Source organism: Aliikangiella litoralis (assembly GCF_052495765.1).
Genome location: NZ_CP199292.1, coordinates 4,356,097 through 4,378,129 on the forward strand (window position 1 = coordinate 4,356,097; position 22,033 = coordinate 4,378,129).

Here is a 22,033-nt window from a genome sequence, read left to right on the forward strand (position 1 = left end):
AAGAGATTCTCATAAAATAGTCATCCTAGTAGCAAACGAACATTCTTTTATATTTCTTCTTTTAAATCGTTAAGTAATAAAATATAGCGCACAAAATAAAAATTCAAACACTAACTTAAAACAAGTTAGTTTGCACATATAAATGTTTTAATTATTGCTTTTAGATATTTTATTGGCTGGAAAATGAAGCAGCAATATCGACTTAAGCTTTTCAAAGTCAATTGGCTTAGTTAAGAAGCCATTCATTCCATAGGCATTGGCTTTTTCAATATATTCCTCTAAGACATGAGCCGAAATAGCATAAATTGGTGTTTTTTGATTAAGATTGTAACCATTTTTTATTTCTAAAGTAGTTTCAAAACCACTTAATAGCGGTAATTCATAGTCCATTAAGATTAAGTCGTAACGCTTTTCTTTAGTCGCATCTAAGGCTTGTTCACCATCTTCAACAATGTCGGGAGTAATGTTGAATTTTTTTAAATACCCTTTCATCACAATTTGATTAACATTATTATCTTCAACAATCAATATCTCATATTGACTAAAATCTAAGCCTTCATTTGTAGAATCGCTTTCTATCAATATTTTTTTATCTTCATGACAAAATAAACTTTTTATCGCAAGTGATGTTATTGGTTTTGTTAACTTGAGAAGCTTAATATTTTCACTAATAGTGATTAATTCTATCTGAGCTTTTAGTGCCGGCGTAAAAGCTAATATGACCTTTTCATTATTTATTTTCAAGCTAGGTAAATTGGACTTTAAAAGTTTAAAATCATCTGTTTCACTATCGATAATAAAATAATACTTTTTATCGGTTAACTCAGACTCATTAATAGCGTCATATAAACAATCATAAAAACTCTTACTTTCATTAATAATATTAACTTCAATATTCCATGATGTTAAATTTTCTTTTAAAGCTGTTAATAGTATGGGATCACTCGAAAGCAAATAAACTTTAACTTGCTCTGTATCAATAGATAAATCACTAATCAATCCTTTATCAACTAATGGTTGAAATTTATCCAAACCAAGAGATAATATAAAACTAGAACCTTTATTTTCAACAGAGCTAACCGATAACTCCCCACCTAAAAACTCCGTTACTTTTTTAGATATATACAATCCTAATCCAGTACCACCATATAGCCTTGTTATTTCACTATCACCTTGTTTGAATTTTCTAAATATATTTTTTAGTTCACCTTCTTTAATGCCAATACCTGTATCTATAATTGAAAATTGAATTAATTGACTTGTATCATCAATACTAACTCGCAACTGAATACCACCTTGATGAGTAAACTTGATAGCATTACCGATTAAATTCACTAAAATTTGTCTAAGTCGATATGGATCACCATTAAACTGTTTAGATATACGATTATCAAAACTCACAGCTAAAGTTATATTCTTTTTATTAAGCTCATAACTAAATGCGAGGAATATTTCTGCAATTAATTGCTCCAGGTTAAAGTCTATTGTTTCAATAGGCATTTCACCAGCCTCTATTTTAGAATAGTCTAAAACATCATTAATAATATGTAGTAAGTTGTTACCTGAAACTTTTATTGATTGTACTAATTGCTGTTGCTTTTCAGACAAACCTGTTTCATACAGTAGTTCTGTCATACCAAGAACACCTGTCATTGGAGTTCGAATTTCATGACTCATATTAGCTAGAAACTTTGATTTAGCTAAGTTTTTTGCTTGGGCAATTTCTGCATTTTTTTCAACTTGATACCTTTCTTTTAATAACTCTATTTGCCTGGTTTTTAATTGGTTAATACGTACAGCCAACGCAATTGATAATAATAAAGCTTCAATACCTGAACCAATAGGAGCAAGCAATACAATAAAATCATTTGATTGAACAAAGCCTAATTTATTAAAAGCCAATGCTGTAGCACCAATAATAAAGGTGCACCAAGCAATAATAAAGATAATGGCAGATTGATTTTTTTCTAATGAAAGCTTAACACCACTAAAGAAAACCATTAAACAACAAATTATACAAAATATACTTGAAACTCTAATATGGTTACTAACATCAAAAAATAAAAATACCACAAGTTCAACTATAATTAAGCCAATAACGAAATAAATTAACTTTAACAACCGAGGAGATCTTAACTTTAAATTTAAAAATTCAACTGCAAATAAAACTGAAAATATAACAGTAATTGGTAAAATATAATTAGTCGTGTGTAGGTTAAAAACATTAGAGTTTGGCGTTATATATTTCTGCCACACACCAAAATGAACAGCCCAGAAAATAGCCGTTGTAAAAGTAGCTAAAACATAAAAAGCATAAACCTTTTCCTTAACAATCGTTAATATAATTAAATTGTAGAAGGTAATGGCACAAATAAGCCCAAATAATATTCCTAACAATATTTGTTTATCACTTTGATATTCTTCAAAGGCATCGGCTTGCCACAGTTTTATTTTCAGCTGATGAGAGTAACGAGTTTGTGTATCAATATAAATAGTGTAGTTAGTATCCGGTTTAACACTAAATGGCAGGTAATGTGAAAAACCTTTATATTTTCTCTGATTAAAAGGGACGGCATTTCCAGAATAAACTGATTTTATTATACCAGTACCATCGCTAATATAAATATCGACCCTATCAGTAAGAGGATTATTATAATCTAAGACAAGATTTTTACTGATAACTGGACTTTTAATTTGAAAACGATACCAATAACGGGTATCAATATAACCTTTATTTAGGCTAGATTTTGTTTCTTTTTTCCATTGTCTTTCGACTTTTTTTATATTTTTTATCTCTAGGGTTTCAAACACTGCTTTTTGACTTTCAATAGCAAAGTTAGAAATATATTGAAAATCACCAATGGGTATTTGAGTACTAGGGAGTTCTTTTGCATTAACCCAAGGATGAATTAAAGACATAGTTAACAGAAGTGAAAGAAATACCCAACTTCTTATCATTATACTAATGCACCTATCATCAATAAACTACCTAACATCTGTCGATTGAATTAACTCAAAGTTATCATTGATATATCAAGTTTAGTTAAATTATGATGTTTACGAGTAAATAAAAATAGATTTTACCAGATAATCATTAATATTTCATTCGGTGATGGTAACAGGTCATTATGTATGCCTAACAATAATTACTCATACACAGCTAACAGTTCTTTCGCTGTTCCTCTTTTATTTCCATCACAACTGATAGAACGTCTCACAGGGAAAGATTCAATCTTTGCATCTTCATAAATTTTTCGAGTGATAGCATTGTCATGATTAGAGATGATCACTTTTACACCTCGTTCGGCTAAATGTTTTGCACGATAAGCTAACTCAACTTGTTGATCGTATGAAAACCCCTGCGCCGCATAACTTGTAAAGCTTGCTGTCGGCGATAATGGAACATAAGGAGGATCACAATAAACCACATCTCCTCTCCGGGAACGATTCATTAAGGAAACAAAATCACCACATACAAATGTTGCATGCTTAGCTTGTTTAATGAAATGTAGCATTTCTTTTTCAGGAAAATAAGGTTTCTCATAACTACCAAAAGGCACATTATAACCACCCGATTTATTGTAACGGCATAATCCATTAAAACCATGCCGATTCAAATAAACAAATAACGCGGCTCTTCTTCTTCCTTTTAAACCATTGTTAAACTCTTGACGAAACTCTAAATAATGTTTTCGTGAGTTATTTTCTGGAATAAAAAATGAGCAGGCATAACGAATAAATTGTCCGCGCTCTTTTTTAAGGCATTGGTATAAATTAATCAGATCTGGGTTGATATCACCTAGCAAATAACGCTCAAAATTTAAATTCAAAAATACAGCACCAGAACCAACGAATGGCTCAATGAGCTTTCTGCCTTTCAAATGGGGAGTTAGCTTATCAAGTAGTCTATATTTTCCACCAGCCCACTTTAAAAACGGTCTAGTATGTCGAACTTGCATTAATGAGATTTATAACCGGATACTGAAATTGGCAACAAGTTTACGAAATTCAACGGGAATAGGGAAATAGTTTATTGATTTTCGTTAGTCAATTAAACGTTAAATGACACTTGAGTATCGATGTTAATATTAGTTAAAGCACCTGAGTCGACTATTTTTTGGTTGAGTGCCAATGAAGTCCGTTTAGCACTACTGGCACTAGACGATTCGCTTGAAGAAGTTTTAGTTTTGTCTTCTGTTTCATCACCAGACTCTTTAGTAGCAGCTTCCCGTAAGGTCTGTTCTTCTCTTTGTTCTAAATTTAGCTCACTTAAAGCCTGGTTCGCTATTTGCCCAGCAATCGCAGCCACTTTAAAATCTTGTGCAGATGGGTTTGCAGGCGCTAATGCCGCACGCTTTACCTGATCCATTTTATCGAGCGTTGCTTGTGGATTATTTGCAACTTTACTGGTACTAATACTCACTTCACCAGAAACAGCATAGCGTTTACCATCTGGCCCAGTTTTATAGCTCAGTTGTGGCGCTCCAGCAAGCTGTCCCCCAACATTGGCATGTGCCGCTTCATGAGCACGCACTTCACGATCAGCTTTCTTTAACTGTTCAATCTCTTGTCTTTCTATGGCTTGCTGTTGTTGTTCTTTAGCAGTTTGGCTTTCTTTTTCAGAGTCATGCGGCTCTTTATCACTTTTACCCCGCTGCTGTGTTTTTTTACCACCATCAACGGAAGCTTTGGCTTGCTCTTCTGAATCAGTCCCATTTTTAAGGTTTGTGTTTTCAGTCGTTGATTTCGCTTCGGGAATGGGTGGCTTCTGCGCAGCTTCGCTCGCAACAGCTTCTGTTGGCAGATTAGCTGTTGTTACAGGAATAACAACTGGTGCAGAGGCAATTAGCATAATAAATCAACCCTCGCTAAGCTTTTACATCAAGTAATGAACCAACTAAATCTGAGGCGGTTTCAATAACCTGTACATTCGCTTTTGCATCAATTTCTGCTTTTTTCAATTCAACCAGTGAAGTAGTTAAATCTTCAGACTTGACACTGTCAGTTGAAGCGTCAGCGACAGATTGAGATGCGATCTCTTGCGCTGCTTGATTAGCTCGGGAACTGGCCTCTTGGAAGCCCTGAACACCAGTATTAATTAAACTACTACCAATTTCCATTATTAACCTCAACAAACTGAAATATAGACAAAATTGCACTTATGCCTAGTTTATCGGCAAGAATGATTAAAAATTGAGCTATTTTTTAATCGATATAGTTAATTGGCAGATATCGGATTCATAATAACTAAACAAGCCGCATAAATGCGGCCTGTTTAAATGATGAGGTAAGATAAAAATTCTTTAAAATCAGGTAATTAGATTTCGTAATTAACGACTTCATAACCTAAAGCTTCTATTTGAGGCTTAAGAACTTTCGAATTACCAACGATAACAATCACCATATCTTTTAAATTTAAATGCTTTTTAGCAAGCGCATTTATTTCTTCGGCTGTTATATTTTCAACAATTTTCATGCGTTGTTTGACAAAATCGGGGGCTAAATCATTTTCTAAAATTTGAGCTAGAAAGCTGAGTTTGGCGCGAGGTGTCTCATATTTTAATGCGTCACGCTGATTGATCGCTTTGCGAATAAAGCTCAGCTCTTCGGTACTGATCCCTTTATCAGCATAAGCACTAATTTCTTTCACAAATTCTACTAATGATTTATCGGTAGCATCGGCCCTAACTTCAGCACTAGCGGTATAACTACCTGTTACTTTATCGCCACTAAAGTAAGAACGAGCCCCATAGGTGTAACCTTTGTCTTCTCTTAAATTAAGATTAATTCGGCTATTAAAAGCACCACCTAATGGAAAATTCATTAAATATGCACGGTAGAATTCACCCGTTGCGTCAAATTTAAGCGCTCGTTTACCAATACGAATCGCTGATTGCGCCGCATTATCTTTATTCACCAAATACACAACACCGGTTTTAGCTTTAGATGCAGGTAATTCCAATTTAAGTTCTACCGCTTTACCGCTCCAGTCATTAAAAATTGAGACTGAACGTTTTAACTCTTTTTCACCAAGATCAGAAACAATAACCATTTGACCGCCAGAAGGCTTAAAGTAGCTTTTATAAAATGCTTTAACATCTTCTAAAGATAGCTCTTTCACCGTAGCTTCTGTTCCACCAGCAGGTGTTGCAGCAATATTATCATCGTGTAACAACTGAAGATAAGCTGTTGACGCTAGATAACCTGCATTTTTCTTACTGTTTTTAATTCCTTGAATTGCATTATTTTTTACGCGTGCAAACTCTGTTTCAGCAAAAGCAGGATGCAATAATTTTTCTTTAACAAGCGCTAAAGTTGCATCAATATTTTTAGTTAATGCATTAATATTTACTGTGATATAACGGTTAGTCGATGATATGCTCACTTGGCTACCTAACTTTTGTAGCGCTTTACTCATATCTTCTGCGCTACGCTCGCTGGTAGATTCATTCAACATTTCAGCTAAAAGAGAAGCAGTACCGGCCTTGTCTTTAATCTCATAGTAATGGCCTGCAGGAATTTTAAGGAGCAAAGCCGTTGTTGGCGTTTCGATACTTTGAGAACCTAGCAACTGCATGCCGTTTTTCAATTTATCGCGCCACATTTTAGGCACATCAACAGGTTTATTTGTACCAGCAACAGGTATTTTACTACGATCAAAGTTATCTTTAGCTTTTCTTAATTGCAATTCATCTTCAGATGTTGCTGAAGTTTCCACTAACTTTCTTTCTGGTGCGGTAAAGTTATCTTTTGCAGCAATCATTTCAGGTTTACCGTTAGGTACAACACTCATGATCACAGCATGTTTTCCTTTAATGTATTGTTCATAAACACGCATAACATCTTGCTTAGTCACATTGGCATAGCGAGCGATATCATTTTCAATATAATTAGGGTTACCAGTAAAAGTCTGATTGGCGGCCAATTGGCTTACTTTTCCTGATACACTTTGTAAACCAAATACAAAGCCAGCTTCCATTTCTGCTTTTGCCTTAATTAAATCATCTTCTTCAACACCACGCTTTTCAAACTCTACTAGAGTGTCACGAATAATATTTTCTATGTCAGCTAAGCTTTTTCCTGAAGCGGGATGTGGTAATGCATATAAATTAAACGTACAAGCCAATTCTGCACAAGGGTGCCCAACAGTCGCTTGTACAGCGAGCTGTTCTTTCACCAAGTTTTTATATAACAATGAAGTTTTACCACCACCTAAAATAGTAGATAACAAATCTAATGGTGCTTCGTCAGCATGTCGCACAGATACTGTTGGAAATGACATATAAAGCAATGGTAGATGAACATTATCTTCCATCGAAATATAACGATCTTTATCTAAAACGACCGATCTTTTTTCAGGCATTTTAACTTCTGGTCCTTTAGGAATTGAACCAAAATATTTAACCATATAGGTTAATGCTTGATTCACGTCAATATCTCCGCCAATGGTAACAGTCGCATTATTAGGCCCATACCAACGTAAAAAGAAAGCTTTCAAATCATTAACATTAACTCGGTTTAAGTCTTCCATATAACCTATAACAGGCCACGAATACGGATGACCAGATGGATATAATGCCTCAGATATGCGCTCATTTAATCGACCATATGGCTGGTTATCGATGCGTTGCCCGCGTTCATTTTTAACAGTTTCCCTTTGAACTTCAAACTTTTCTTGAGTCACTGCATCAACTAAAAACCCCATCCTATCGGCTTCTAACCAAAGCATTTTTTCTAATTGATTAGCAGGAACTGTTTGGAAGTAGTTGGTTCTATCAGAGTTAGTGGTTCCATTCATTGTCCCCCCCGCTTCAGTAACTAACTTAAAATGTTGTTCGTCTGCGACATGCTCTGAACCTTGAAACATCATATGCTCAAAAAAATGAGCAAAACCAGATTTGCCTAACTCTTCTCTTGCAGAACCCACATGATAAGTGACATCAACATGAACAAGGGGATCTGAATGGTCTTCGTGTAAAATAACGATTAAGCCATTATCTAGCTGATACTTTTTATAAGGTATGATTGTTTTGCCTGGTTGAGCATTCACTTCTTCAATAAAAGTGACGCCCTCTATTTTTGCTTTCTCAACCACTTTTGGTGCTTTATTTTCAACCTGTTTTACTTCATTTTGCGATGATGGATTACAAGCTGCAAGTACGCTAACAAGTAACGGAATTGCCCATTTATTCAATTTGATATCTCCCCAATTTTTTTAATTATTTAAACACGCTCACTTTACCTTAAATAAAATAGATAAATAAGCCAAATAGTCACAATTTACAGAAATCTGGCGGGTTTGTTAAAAGTAGAAGCATAAAACTTTTAACGAGAAGGTTGACTTACCAAAAAAGTACAACACCCCAAACAACCGCAAGTAATAATAAACAGACAAAAACCAATGATGAGCCAATATCTTTTGCTCTTCCTGCTAATTCATGATGTTCATCACCAATACGATCAATGGCCGCTTCAATGGCTGAATTGGTTAATTCTGCAACAATAATCAAAAACAAAGGAAGTATTAACCATAAAAATTCAAACTTAGATTCGGCTAACCAATAAGCTAATGGAATTCCTACAAGTGCCAGCATTAACTCTTGGCGAAAAGCAGCTTCATTTTTCCAGGCAGCCTTTAGTCCTTGAATTGAGTAACGGGTTGCATCAATAATACGCGAAATACCTGTTTTTCCTGGTTTAGCCATTCTTTGATTTTTCCTTTTCTTTTCGTACAATTTGCCTTACATCTTCGAGCAAGATCTTAGCATCAAATACAATACCATCTTTAATCGTATATTTTACACCACCAACTGTCACAGGTTTATTATCACTATCTAACTTTACGTGCCCTGTTCCATATAATGTTTTAAAATTGCGTAATGGGTTTTCTTTTACAATCACCAAATCGGCTAATTTACCGACAGAAACTGAACCAATTTGCTCATCCATTCCCAACGCCTGGGCACCATTAATGGTTGCTGATTTAATAACCTCTAATGGATGAAAGCCCGCTTCTTGAAGAAGTTCTAATTCCCTAATATAACCAAAGCCATAAATTTTATAGATATAACCAGAATCACTGCCAGTAGTCACTCTTCCTCCATGATTTTTAAAATCATTCAAAAAAGCCATCCAGCGTTGATAATTTTTCTTCCAATTTATTTCATCTTGGGTTGTCCAATCAAACCAATACGACCCATGAGCATAACGGCTTGCTTGAAAAAAATCCCATAAACCTGGTAAAGTAAATTCATCATGCCAATCTGCGTTACGTTCTCTCATAAGATCGCGGCTCGCTTCATAAATAGTCATTGTTGGATTAATTGTAAAATCTAAATCAATTAACTCATCTCTCACTTGTTGCCACTTTTCACTACCAGGTTCGGCCGCTTGTAGCCAAAGTTTTCCTGCCTCACCAAAACGATCTTGTTCATTATTATAATTGTACTCTGGTGAGTAATTTTGAATAACTTGATTATGAAACATTGCCTCAGGTAATCCATACCAGTGTTCCATAGTCGTTAGCCCCATACGAGCGCTATCTAATGCATTAAGATGAACAACATCTAACTGGGCATGGTGCATCATGGTTTTTAAGCCTCTTTTATTAGCTTCCTCAATAGCAGCTTGAAAAATATCTGGATGCATACCAAAAAACTTAATTCCTTTGGCACCTCGCTTGGCAATTTTTTTAACCCATCTTTTAGCTTGTTCAGGTGAATTTATCAAATCATTATTTCCCATACCAAAACCAAAGTAAGGAATAATTCTAGGCGCAGTAATAGTATTTATTTTGCTTCTTTTTACATGGTTCATCACATAGTCGATACCAGAGAAACTACCAGGCTCTCTAACTGTGGTAATTCCATGAGCTAACCATAATTTAAATGTATATTCAGCGGTTGTGACTTGATAATCCTGTCCAATATGACCATGCATATCAATAAATCCAGGTAGAATATAGTGACCTTCAACATCAATTACTTTATCACCGGCTTCAGCCTGAGGACGTTTGCTTTTAATTGGTACTCCCGGATTACCAACACTTTTTATTTCTGCGATTCGATTATTTTCTATAACAATATCAACAGGCCCTCTTGCTGGAGCCCCTTCCCCATTGATTAAAATACCACCTCGCAAAATTAATCTTTCAAACGGTCCTTCACCGCGCTTTCTTTCAGGTGCTTGTTCAGGAGTAGCCCAAACCATAAAGCTAAAGTTGAATACGGCAATAAGCAATAAAGATTTAAATAATGTATTCATCATTTTTCTACCTGTTGTTTAAATGAAGTGACTTGTTCTGTAATCACTTTATTAACTGCACTCGCCCAAGATTTTAACTTAACACCTGTCCCGCTAACTTTATAAGTCGTGATAAGCTCTGTTTGATTATTATTTAAACGCGCTAAAGAAAATTCCAACACGCCATTAATGGGTAACGCTTGCAACGGTCCTAAACCACCGATTAAACGCAATTTTTTCTCGGGCTCAAAATAAGCAACGGTCATATGACGAACAAAACCACCCTCCGCTAATTTTTCACAAAAACAATGTTGGGATTTCAAATCGATTAATAAGTTTCTACTATCGCCAGAATAAGTATGAGAAGACTGCCACCATTGAGAAATATTCAATAATTGTTTGCTTGCTTTTTTAGGCGATGAGTTCAATGTGGTAACTATTTTTATATCAAAGTAGCTTTCTTCTGTAACCATAACTTCTGCATGAGTGGTGTTACTAGAAATTAAAACACCAGATAAGAGTAGTATTTTAATCATACAAAGCGCTTTATTTTTTTTCATATCAACAGCCTCTTAATTTTAGTTGGCCAATTTAATTCCATTTTTATCAATAATAATTTTACGTTGTTTATATAACTTACCTAATTCGGCTTTAAATACTTTTTTGCTAACATTAAAGGTCTTATAAATTAGTTCGGGTGGACTTTTATCACTAATGGGTAAAAAGCCGTCGCTATTTTCTACTTTTGATAAAATTTTACTCGCAAGTGACTCATCACCAATCGCACCCGGCTGTTTTAAACAGATATCAACTCGATGATCCTGGCGCAGGTTTTTAATGTAACCTTTAATTGACTGTCCATATTTAAAATCCTGATAAACATCACTATTATGGAGCACTCCCCAAAATTTCTGATTAACGATCACTTTATAACCCAAATCGGTTTTATCACCAATAATCAGGTTAACCGCATCGCCTTTTTTTAAACCAGTTGTTTCTGCTTTCAGCAATTTATTGAGTTTACTCGAACCACAAATACGGCCAGTATTATCTTCATAAACTCTAACAATATGATATTCATCAACCTCCATCTTTTTACTTTGCTCACCAAATGGAACAAGTAAATCTTTAGGTAAACCCCAATTTAAAAAAGCTCCTACTCGACTCACTGAAACGACTTTGAGACAAGCAACGCCTCCAACTTCAACACGAGGCTTTTTAGTTGTAGCCACCACTTCATCATGGCTATCTCGATATAAAAAGACTTGGATTTTATCGCCAGGTCGACAATATGATGGTGTTAATTTAGCAGGCAAAAAAACCTGACCTAAAGGGCCTGCTTCTAAAAATGTACCACGTGTAGACTGGCGGCTAATTTTCAAGAAGTTAAATTGACCAATTTTTATCATGATAAATCACTCTGCTATATAACGATGAGGTGTTTAATTATTTTGTATGATAATAATCATGTAAACATGATTAGTCCAACAGCTCAATTCTAACACACTTACTGGCTTCAGAAATGGCGTTTACACTTTCATAAAAGGGAAATTCGGCCAATAAAGGACTTTTAAGCAATTTTTTTAGTGACTCAATATTTTCTTGCTGATTTAACATCTGCTTATCAATATGATTAGCAACCCAACCAATCAGATTGAGACCACTCGCTTTAATTAACTGGCGTGTCATCAGTGCATGGTTGATACAACCTAATTTAAGGCCAACAACCAATATAACATCCATCGACTCAGCAATGGCATAATCAGCCAATGTCTCTTGTTCGTTTAAAGGAACAAGCCAACCACCAGCACCTTCAACTAAAAGAAATGATTCAGAAAAGTGTTCAATTGGACACTGCTTTTGAATCGCGCTTACAGATAACTCAATACCTTGTTGCTCGGCAGCAATATGGGGCGCAATCGGAGGCTCTAGTGTGATTGGATTAATTTGCTCATAATCTATCTTGTCATGTGAGCTTTCTAATTGTTCTATTAACGTAAGTGCATCTTGATTTCTTAGAATAAAACCACCCAAAGTGTCAGTCGCTAATCTTTCGCATCCCGCAGCAATTGGTTTCAATGCCATAACAGATTGATTGGCTTTTTGGAGTGCTTGAATTAAAGCGGCGGTAAAAAAGGTCTTACCGACATCGGTATCAGTTCCAGTAATAAATATTTTCTTTTGCAACTTAGTCTGACTCATTAAAAATTCTCGTTAACATCACCAATGATTTATCAACGCCTTTAACCCAAGCCATTAATTTTATTCGGCTTTATCAGGAGATTGTATATTAACAGAGTAGGTATGATAGTCTTCATGAACTGACTCTTTTTTATTACTTTTATCCTGTGGTGGCTTTTTCCAAGCATGTCCATAAATAACTTCATAAGTCGCAGGTAACACGCCATCATTCCAACGAAATTTTTCATATTCATCTTTTAAATGTTTAAATTTTTGTTTACCTAATAATCCTTTGGGCCTTTCGCTATCCAGGTTATGTGCACCAATGGCTTTTAAATCTCTCATTAAACCAACCAGAGTTTTATAAGTGAGAGTAATAACATCTCTATCCATTACGGTATTTTCAAATCCAGAATTAAAAACATGATCGCCCACTATATGCATATCGATAAACTCATTGACATGAACATAATCATCTACAGCTTGCCAACTTTGTTTTAATTCGGTTAATGTATCTGGACCCAGTGTTGAAAAAATCAATAAACCGCCAGGCTTTAATACTCTATTTAACTCTTTAAATGTCTGTTTTAAATCAGGTAACCACTGCACAGTTAAACTAGAAAAAACTAAATCAAACTGATTATTTTTAAATGGTAACTCATCAACATCCGCCACCTGATAGTCGATTTTTCGAAATAAACGCTGCTGTTTTTTTGCTTGTTCGATCATACCTGGAGCAATATCAACGCCAGTTACTTTTGCGCCAGAAAACTTGGAACGAAGGTGACGACTACAAAAACCTGTTCCACATCCAACATCTAAGATCGCTTTTGGTTTTATTCGCATATATTCAAGTCGCTCAAACACTCTTGAAGCAACTTCTTGTTGTAAAAATGCAGCAGCATCATAAGTAGTAGCTGCTTGGCTAAAAGAGTCAGCAATGAGTCGCTTTTGTAAACTCATAATTAATGTCTCCCTAACATTTCTGACTCTAATAAAAATTGTTTAATATCATTGATAAAAGTTTCACTAGCAGATAAAAAAGGTGCATGAGCAGCTTTTCGGTAAATAATTGACTGGCTGTCGGGTAGATGCTGACTAACATCATCTGCAACCTTCACAGGCACTAAAGAATCAAGTCTTCCGTAAATTCTTAATACAGGCATTTTTAGCTCTTTAAGTCGTTCAACCAAATTAATATTTTTTAATATTTCCAGTCCACCTTTTAAAGCTTTTGAGGAAGGTTTACCGTGAATAAAAACAGTTTCTTTTAAACGTTTTATGTCTTCTTTCTGAGTTGCGCTGCCCATCGTTTGAATACCTAAAAAACGTATGAGAGTACCTTCGTAATCTTCTTCTAAATACTCAATAAAGGAAGATAAAATTTTTGCTTGCATTCCAAATTGCCACCGTTCATTAGCTACAAACGAAGGACTTGAAGCCACTGTAATAAGCTTTTTAACTTGATGAGTCGGTTGTAGAGCCAGTGCAGTAGCAACAAGCCCACCTAATGACCAACCTAGTAAATAACAAGACTGAGGGATTACTTGGCTGATAGACTCAACCAAATAGTCCAAATCGTAATCATGGTTATGTACCGGGCTACGTCCAAAACCAGGCAAATCAACATTATATACGGTAAAGCTTTCTGCTAGTTCACTTAAAACAGTTTCCCAAATACCACCATGCAACCCCCAACCATGGATTAATACCAATGCAGGGCCAGAACCAGATACCTCAACATAAGGCTTTAAAATTGGTTTATTATTCAATTTCATTATGAGTTTACTTCTGTCAAATTAAGCGAATTTTTTAATGATTGCACTAAAGTGAAAATTTCAGCTTCAGTGTGAGCAGCACTCAAGGTTACCCTCAGCCGAGCACTGTTTGGTGGGACTGTTGGTGGCCTGATTGCGCCAACTAATATTCCTTGTTCCATCAAGGACTGAAAAACAGCCATTGTTTTTTCATTATGACCAATTAATACAGGCTGTATTGCCGTAGAAGAATCTATTAAAGTAATATCATTATCAGCACAAAGACGTTTAAAAAGTTGAATATTGTTGTTTAATTTTTCAATTAAAAAAGGTTGTGATTTTAGCGTCTCTAAATTAGCTAAATTGGCTTGTGCTACTGCTGATGGCATAGCAGTGGTATAAATATAACTTCTTGCAAACTGCATTAAATAATCAATCAATACCTTTTCACCAGAAACAAAAGCTCCAAACCCACCCAGAGCTTTACCCAGCGTACTCATCACTACAGGCAATTGCTTTTGATTTAAATTATAGTACTCACAACATCCCTGGCCACTTGTACCTAAAACCCCAAAGCCATGCGCATCGTCAACAATTAAAATAGCTTGATACTTTTCACACAAACCGACAATATCGGGTAAAGGAGCGATATCGCCATCCATACTAAATACACTATCGGTAACCACAAATTTATTTTGTGACGATTTCTTTAATCGCGTTTCTAATGCAGTTAAGTCACAATGAGGATATCTTTGTGATGCTGCTTGGCTTAACTGCACACCATCAATCAAAGAAGCGTGGTTTAACTTGTCGGCTATGATCACATCATTTTTTGATGACAAACTTTGAATGATAGCCAGATTAGCCATGTAACCACAGGTGAATGTTAATGCAGCATCACGTTGAATAAACTCCGCTAATGCAATCTCAAGATTTTCGTGGGCTTGCTGGTGCCCACATATCATATGAGAAGCCCCACTGCCAAAACCATACCGCTCACAATGAGAGCTTAGTGCTCGCTTGGCATTATGACTATTGGCTAAGCCTAAATAATCATTACTGGAAAAATTAACGACAACTTGAGTACCCAGCATAGTTTGAGTTTGTTGTGCAGAATTAATAATCCGTCGCTGTCGGTTTTCTCCAGCAGCTTTCCTTAACTCCAGTTGCTGTTGCAAATTTAAGAACTTCATCAATAGTCTGCCGTGCTCAAATGAAAACAAATCATTTCAATCAAGCACTAAAACTCATTAACTTGCCGCATTATAAAAAAGGTGAGACTTTGAATCACCTTGCTGAGCTTTTGCAGCTTGCTCGATTTGCGCCTGTTCCTCGGCTAATTTTTTTGGGCAAGGATTGGTTTCTGGTGTACCCCCTTCCGGTTCGATACCTAAACGAGCAAATAAAGCTAAATCATGATTCATATCGGGGTTTTCAGTGGTTAGTAATTTTTCACCATAAAAAATAGAATTAGCCCCCGCAAAAAAACACATTGCTTGCATTTCATCAGACATACTTTCTCGACCGGCAGATAATCTGACATAAGATTTTGGCATAACAATTCTAGCAACCGCTATCATGCGAATAAACTCAAACGGATCTAAGCTTTTAGCATCTTCTAATGGTGTTCCTTTAACGGCAATTAACTGGTTAATTGGGACACTTTGTGGGTGTTCAGGTAAATTAGCCAGCTCTTTAATAAGACCTAATCGATCTTTTAAAGTCTCTCCCATACCTAGAATACCGCCAGCACAGACATTGATACCAGCATCTCTTACGTGAGACAAAGTATCTAATCTATCTTGAAAAGTCCGCGTAGTAATAATTTGATCATAATACTCAGCAGATGTATCAAGATTGTGATTATAATAATCGAGACCGGCTTCTTTTAATTGATCGGCCTGCTCGCCATTAAGCATACCTAAGGTGACACAAGTCTCTAATCCTAAACCTTTAACCGCTTTGATCATTTCTAAAACAACCGGAAAATCTTTCCCTCTTGGGCTTCTCCAGGCAGCCCCCATACAAAAACGCGTGGCCCCTGTTCGTTTAGCATTTTTGGCCGACTTTATCACTTCTTCAATAGCAACCAGCTGTTCTTTGCTTAAACCAGTATTGTAATGACCACTTTGTGGGCAATAAGCACAGTCTTCAGGACAAGCACCTGTTTTAATGCTCATTAATGTTGAGGTTTGCACTTTGTTAGGTTCAAAATACTGTCGATGAACCGTTTGAGCTTTGAACAATAAGTCGTTTAAAGGTAGATCATAAAGTGCTTGCACTTCAGATACTTGCCAGTCATTTCTGATAACTGCTTTTTCTGTCAGATAAGACAAAGAATGTGCTTGGTTCATAATATCTCACTATGAATAAAATCGATGATTCATTGTTATTTCAAACTTAATGAATTACCCGCTAAAATGAAATCAATCAAACTAAATATTAAATTAGCTTGAACACTTTATACTTGAACAATTGATAATAATATTATAAAAGCTATCATTGGTTATCGATAATTTAGCTGAAACATCGGATATCAGTCGATTAACGACAAGCCAATAAAATGATGGACTATCTTAATTAGACAAACTGATTTGTCAAGCTTAACCAGGAACAAAAGTTAACATTTGGATGTTTTTTAAACTGAATAAATTTATATCAAATCTACTACCCCAGAGTGATTGCCCACTTTGTCAATCAACGGTATCAACTTACCATAAGCAAAACGGTATAATTTGCCATTATTGCCATCAACGATTACCTCGACAGCATCTGGCTTGCACTATTTGTGCACTTCCCTTATTTTCTGGCCCTGAGCTAATTTGCGGAGAGTGTATTAAGCAGGCGCCAAACTTTCGCAAAACAGTTGCAGCATTCCGCTATGAGCCACCAATTAAACAGTTTATTACCCGCTTAAAATTCAATGCCCAACGTGAGTTTTTACCAATATTAAGTCAATATTTATGTCAAAAAATAGTCGAGAGTTATCACTCTGATGCTCTCCCCCAACAAATGATCCCCGTCCCTCTACATTTTAGTAAGATACGCCAGCGTGGTTTCAATCAGGCAAATCTAATAGCTCAGTCACTTTCTCAACAATTAAAAATTCCTATGCATGCCCATATTGTCAAACGTATTCGAGATACCTCCCCACAAACCAGTCTTGATGCTTCAGAAAGGCACTCCAACCTAAAGGATGCATTTTTTGCTCAACCGCCAATAAAATCGCATATAGCCATTGTTGATGATGTAATGACAACTGGTGCAACGGTATCTTCATTATCAAAAACACTATTAACTTCGGGAGCTAGGCGTGTTGATGTTTGGTGCTTAGCGAGGGCTTATACGCCTGCTACTTAAAAATACATTTTTCAATGTAGAAATAAGTCTATTCAACAACATGAAGTAACACTTTCAACAAAAACACTATTCTTACCTTAGCCTAATTAAGTGGTACACTAAGCTCTATTCAATTTTATTTTAGCTGTCATTATTGGAGTTCTTTTGGTTCCACGCGAACGCTCTTCACAGATATTTCAAATCGCCTTGCCAATTATTGGCGGCATGATGTCGCAAAATATTTTAAATCTGGTTGACGGCATCATGGTTGGGCAATTGGGCTCAACAGAATTAGCGGCTGTCGGACTCGCCAGCTTTTTAAACTTTGTAGCGGCTGCAATTTTCATGGGCATGGCTTCTGGTGTTCAAGCAATGGTAGCCAGAAGAATAGGTGAAGGCCGAGAACAAACAGCAGCCAACCCTTTAAATGGTGCTCTTATCACCATTTTTGTTGCAGGCATTCCTTTGACAGCAATTCTTATTTATTTTAGTGATCCAATTATTAGCTTAGTTAACAGTGATCCTGAGGTCATAAAACATGCTGCTGTATATCTTGATGCACGCTTGTTAGGAATTGTTGCCGTTGGTATGAACTTTAGTTTTCGAGGTTATTTAAGCGCAATAAAGATGACCCACTTCTATTTTAAGATTCTTATTATCATGCATAGCATGAACATTTTATTAAATTATTTACTTATTTTTGGCCATTGGGGGTTTCCTGAACTGGGCACTCAAGGTGCAGGGCTAGGTACGACCCTATCAATGCTAGGGGGAACAATTGCCTACTTTTATTTAACCATGCGTTATACAAAACAATATGGCTTTGGACTTCATTTACCTCAAAAGCAGACACTTATTCAAGTGCTCAAAATCTCTTTACCCTCTTCAGCTCAACAACTTTTCTTTGCTTTAGGTTTTAGTACACTATTTTGGATTGTTGGCGGAATAGGCACAAATGAACTTGCTGCAGCCAATGTATTAACGACCTTGACTTTGGTTGCTATACTCCCTTCCATTGGCTTTGGAATAAGCTCAGCAACCCTTGTAGGACAAGCGCTAGGGCGAAAAGATGTAGACGATGCTTATCAGTGGGCTTGGGATACTGCTAAAATTGCTGCCGTTGGTATTTCTTTTATCAGTCTACCCATGTTTTTTATTCCCGAATTGATACTCAGTGCTTTTTTTCACGAACCTGAAGTGATCAACATTGCAAAAGTACCTCTACAAATAGTTGCAATTGCTATCATCATTGATGCTGTCAATTTGGTCATCATGTCATCACTCCAAGGCGCAGGAGCAACGAAAGCAACAATGGTTGTCGGCATAGTTTGCCAGTGGCTAATATTTTTACCTTTAGCCTGGTTTATTGGTCCCTATTTAGGAATGGGGTTAACCGCTATTTGGCTAACACAAGGTCTATATCGTTTATTCCAAACTTTTTGGTTTGCCAAACTATGGCACAAAAGAGATTGGGCACATATTAAATTGCATTAATCTAGAAGACGAATAATGGCGCAAATAGATATCTCATTAGATAACACCCAGGACTTTTATCATTTAACCCCCGATAGCGTATTAGATGCACTTGAGTCAGTGAATTTTGAGCCACAAGCAGCATTGCTCGCCCTTAATAGCTATGAAAATCGAGTTTATCAATTTAGAGATTATGCTGAAAAACGTTACGTCGTAAAATTTTATCGGCCCAATCGTTGGAGTGATCAGCAAATATTAGAAGAACATTTATTCTGCGAGCAGCTGGTTGAAAATGAAATACCCGTTGTTGCCCCAATTAAAATCAATGGAAACACACTATTTAGCCATGCTAATTATCGGTTTGCGGTTTATGACTGTAAAGGCGGCAGAAGCCCCAACCTCGACGATAAAGACACGCTTATCTGGCTAGGCCGTTTTATTGGTAGAATTCACCTGTTAGGCGAGTCAAACTCTTTTCAATACAGGCCAGCCTTAACACTACAAAACTTTGGCATTGATAGTGTTCAATACCTACTCGACACAGACTTTATTCCTTCACATATATTAGAGTCTTATCGCAGTGTTACAGAACAAATCATTCGTTATTGTGACCAAAAAATGAACCAACTCACATCAATTAATACGCTCAGGCTACATGGAGATTGTCACCCTAGTAATGTAATGTGGACCGATGATGGACCACACTTTGTGGACTTTGACGACAGTCGAATGGGCCCAGCAGTACAAGACTTATGGATGTTAATCACAGATAACCAAGACCGTCACCAGTGGAATACAATACTAGAAGGCTATGAAGACTTTAGAGAGTTTGATGATAGAGAACTCAACCTAGTCGAACCTCTTCGAGCCATTAGAATGCTGCACTATAGTGCCTGGCTTGCTCGCCGCTGGAACGACCCTAGCTTTAAGCATAATTTTCCCTGGTTTAACACGACCCGTTACTGGGAAGAGCAGGTTTTAATGTTAAAGGAACAACTTTTTGTCCTACAGTAATGAAAAACTCAGCTAATTAGCTGATATTTTTAACATAAACCTGCAAAACTAATCATTTCGTCCTATTCTCAATAAAGAACAAACTTTTAAGATGTATATGGTCGGAGCTTTCCTAAATGAACAAGTTATTAGATAACTTTTCAATCAAACAAAAACTTATTGTCATGTCGCTAGTAACCCTTTTGGGGTTATTACTAATGATAGTACTAAGAATTTCATTTAATTCGCAGCTGGCAACAATGAATGAGGCTTTATTGGAATTCGATAAAATTAATAATTATATGTTACTACTAAGACGCAATGAAAAGGATTTTCTCGCACGTAACGATGAAAAGTATGTTACGGCATTTCAAGCAAATTACCAAAAATTAACCCAATCAACCCAAAAGCTTAGAACACAACTTGAAACAATAGATTTCTCTAACTTAAAAAGTCTCAACGAATTAACAAATGTCTTTGAGGCCTATAACGAGGGTTTTAAAAAGGTAGTAACCATCAAAAAGCAACTCGGCCTAACACCAACGACAGGCCATTATGGAAGTTTACGTCAATCAGTGCATCGAGCTGAAGAGATGGTGTCTTCACAAAATAACTGGGAGTTGCTCACTCACATCCTCACATTGCGCCGAAATGAAAAAGACTTTATGCTTCGTTTTGATCTTAAATATCTCACTAAATTTAATCAAAATTTAACCGTTGGACTCAACGCGATTGAACAGCTAGCCATTGAAGAAACCGCTAAAAGTCAATTGCGTCAATCACTGGAAAACTATGCCAAAGAATTTAAATCTTTTACCGAAAAGTCGGTTGAATTAGGCCTCACACATAAAGAAGGAGAACTGGGACAACTGCGCACAACCATTCAGAAAAGTGAAAGCCTGCTTGAAGAAGAGTCTCAAGCCGTTGCTTTATTTATCAAACAACATGTTGAATCATCCAATCAGCTCTACATTACTCTAGCCTCCATTAATATTATCGTAATGATGTTGCTGATTTACCTGGTCTTCAGAAGTGTTAATCTCCCTCTACAAAAATTAACTCAAGTTATGAACAAAGCGAATAAAGACAATGATCTCAGCGTACGGACAAAAATAGAGGGTAAACATGAAGTTGCACAATTAGCGAATGTATTCGACACTATGATGCAAAGCTTTTGTCAAACTTTAAGCCGTATAGATCAAGCTTCAGAACAAGTCTCATCAGCTTCTAATCAGCTCTCTCATATCAATAGCACATCAGCGGAAAACTTGCGCGAACAGCAAGCATTAATTGAACTGGTGGCGACAGCAATTAATCAAATGAGTGCATCGGTTCAAGAAGTCGCACAAAATATATCCGATACTTCAGATAGTGCAGATGATGCTTTTCAGGAAACCGGGATCAGCAAAGAAAAAGTGGCTAACACAGTCGCTTCAGTTGAAGAGCTGGTTGAAAAAAACTTGAAAGCCAAAAATGTTTTAGATGAACTGGATAAAGACAGCGAAGATGTCAGCAAAGTGATGGAGGTTATTAGAGGTGTTGCGGAACAAACTAATTTATTAGCATTAAATGCCGCTATTGAAGCTGCTAGAGCTGGAGAACAAGGACGCGGCTTTGCTGTCGTAGCTGACGAAGTTAGAACACTGGCAGGAAGAACTCAGCAATCAACTGAAGAAATTAACCAAATTATTTTGCGTTTACAATCTAATTCAAAACTAGCTGTTGAAATGATGGAACAAAGTCAAATACAAGTTGCTCAAACAGTTGAACAATCACAAAGCGCTGTTGATGCGCTTAATATAGTGACCGATAAAGTCAACCAAATTAATAGTATGAGTACACAAATAGCCAGCGCGGCAGAAGAACAAAAAGCCGTTGCCGATGACATTAATGAAAAAATTATTGATATTAACGATCGTTCAATTAAAAATGTTTCAAACTCAGAGCAAGCATCTAGTGCTTCAGATAAGCAGTCAAAATTAGCCGAAGAATTAAAGCAATATGTGAATAAGTTTAATTATTAATGGGTAAAATCAATAAATACAAAC

Annotated in this window: 18 protein-coding genes; 4 read left to right on the forward strand and 14 right to left on the reverse strand. The window is 36.2% G+C overall.

Translation table 11 applies throughout. From position 1 onward, the window contains the following. Positions 1–147: 147 nt before the first annotated feature. From ACT5E3_RS18150 to bioB, 14 genes are all read right to left on the reverse strand, one after another. Positions 148–2,958, reverse strand: coding sequence for a 7TM diverse intracellular signaling domain-containing protein (locus tag ACT5E3_RS18150; RefSeq protein WP_444994961.1), 2,811 nt, complete (start codon positions 2,956–2,958; stop codon positions 148–150). A gap of 188 nt (positions 2,959–3,146) precedes the next feature. Further along, complete coding sequence (locus tag ACT5E3_RS18155; protein WP_444994962.1) at positions 3,147–3,959, reverse strand: Dam family site-specific DNA-(adenine-N6)-methyltransferase; 813 nt, start codon at positions 3,957–3,959, stop codon at positions 3,147–3,149. 92 nt (positions 3,960–4,051) lie between these two features. After that, the gene (locus ACT5E3_RS18160) at positions 4,052–4,852 is read right to left on the reverse strand and encodes a putative metalloprotease CJM1_0395 family protein (RefSeq protein WP_444994963.1); all 801 of its coding nucleotides are present in this window, start codon (positions 4,850–4,852) and stop codon (positions 4,052–4,054) included. Positions 4,853–4,868: 16 nt separating this feature from the next. Next, positions 4,869–5,120, reverse strand: a complete 252-nt coding sequence (locus ACT5E3_RS18165) for a hypothetical protein (protein WP_444994964.1) — start codon at positions 5,118–5,120, stop codon at positions 4,869–4,871. A gap of 197 nt (positions 5,121–5,317) precedes the next feature. Then, positions 5,318–8,194: a M16 family metallopeptidase gene (locus ACT5E3_RS18170; protein ID WP_444994965.1), complete on the reverse strand. Its 2,877-nt coding sequence runs from the start codon at positions 8,192–8,194 to the stop codon at positions 5,318–5,320. Positions 8,195–8,342: 148 nt separating this feature from the next. Then, the gene (locus ACT5E3_RS18175) at positions 8,343–8,705 is read right to left on the reverse strand and encodes a diacylglycerol kinase (protein WP_444994966.1); all 363 of its coding nucleotides are present in this window, start codon (positions 8,703–8,705) and stop codon (positions 8,343–8,345) included. Beyond that, positions 8,698–10,266, reverse strand: a complete 1,569-nt coding sequence (locus ACT5E3_RS18180; RefSeq protein ID WP_444994967.1) for an amidohydrolase family protein — start codon at positions 10,264–10,266, stop codon at positions 8,698–8,700. The genes ACT5E3_RS18175 and ACT5E3_RS18180 overlap by 8 nt, the downstream gene beginning before the upstream one ends. After that, on the reverse strand, positions 10,263–10,802 hold the full coding sequence (locus ACT5E3_RS18185) for a hypothetical protein (RefSeq protein ID WP_444994968.1): 540 nt from the start codon (positions 10,800–10,802) through the stop codon (positions 10,263–10,265). Before ACT5E3_RS18185 ends, ACT5E3_RS18180 begins: the two co-directional genes overlap by 4 nt. An 18-nt stretch (positions 10,803–10,820) precedes the next feature. Continuing rightward, complete coding sequence (locus ACT5E3_RS18190) at positions 10,821–11,651, reverse strand: CvfB family protein (RefSeq protein WP_444994969.1); 831 nt, start codon at positions 11,649–11,651, stop codon at positions 10,821–10,823. A gap of 70 nt (positions 11,652–11,721) precedes the next feature. Next, on the reverse strand, positions 11,722–12,444 hold the full coding sequence (gene bioD, locus ACT5E3_RS18195) for a dethiobiotin synthase (protein WP_444994970.1): 723 nt from the start codon (positions 12,442–12,444) through the stop codon (positions 11,722–11,724). Positions 12,445–12,504: 60 nt separating this feature from the next. Next, the gene (bioC, locus tag ACT5E3_RS18200) at positions 12,505–13,386 is read right to left on the reverse strand and encodes a malonyl-ACP O-methyltransferase BioC (protein ID WP_444994971.1); all 882 of its coding nucleotides are present in this window, start codon (positions 13,384–13,386) and stop codon (positions 12,505–12,507) included. 2 nt (positions 13,387–13,388) lie between these two features. Then, a complete protein-coding gene (gene bioH, locus ACT5E3_RS18205; RefSeq protein WP_444994972.1) occupies positions 13,389–14,201 on the reverse strand; it encodes a pimeloyl-ACP methyl ester esterase BioH in 813 nt (270 codons plus the stop codon). Continuing rightward, on the reverse strand, positions 14,201–15,373 hold the full coding sequence (gene bioF / locus ACT5E3_RS18210) for an 8-amino-7-oxononanoate synthase (RefSeq protein ID WP_444994973.1): 1,173 nt from the start codon (positions 15,371–15,373) through the stop codon (positions 14,201–14,203). Before bioF ends, bioH begins: the two co-directional genes overlap by 1 nt. Positions 15,374–15,430: 57 nt before the next feature. Continuing rightward, complete coding sequence (gene bioB / locus ACT5E3_RS18215) at positions 15,431–16,534, reverse strand: biotin synthase BioB (protein ID WP_444994974.1); 1,104 nt, start codon at positions 16,532–16,534, stop codon at positions 15,431–15,433. Between the two features lie 277 nt (positions 16,535–16,811). Here bioB and ACT5E3_RS18220 point away from each other — a divergent pair, with 277 nt between their 5' ends. The 4 genes from ACT5E3_RS18220 (at position 16,812) to ACT5E3_RS18235 (ending at position 22,009) form a co-directional block, all read left to right on the forward strand. Beyond that, the gene (locus ACT5E3_RS18220) at positions 16,812–17,540 is read left to right on the forward strand and encodes a ComF family protein (RefSeq protein WP_444994975.1); all 729 of its coding nucleotides are present in this window, start codon (positions 16,812–16,814) and stop codon (positions 17,538–17,540) included. Positions 17,541–17,684: 144 nt separating this feature from the next. Next, complete coding sequence (locus ACT5E3_RS18225) at positions 17,685–19,013, forward strand: MATE family efflux transporter (RefSeq protein ID WP_444994976.1); 1,329 nt, start codon at positions 17,685–17,687, stop codon at positions 19,011–19,013. Positions 19,014–19,028: 15 nt separating this feature from the next. Next, positions 19,029–20,006: a serine/threonine protein kinase gene (locus tag ACT5E3_RS18230; RefSeq protein WP_444994977.1), complete on the forward strand. Its 978-nt coding sequence runs from the start codon at positions 19,029–19,031 to the stop codon at positions 20,004–20,006. A 116-nt stretch (positions 20,007–20,122) separates the two neighbouring features. Next, a complete protein-coding gene (locus ACT5E3_RS18235) occupies positions 20,123–22,009 on the forward strand; it encodes a methyl-accepting chemotaxis protein (protein ID WP_444994978.1) in 1,887 nt (628 codons plus the stop codon). The last annotated feature ends 24 nt before the right edge of the window (positions 22,010–22,033 follow it).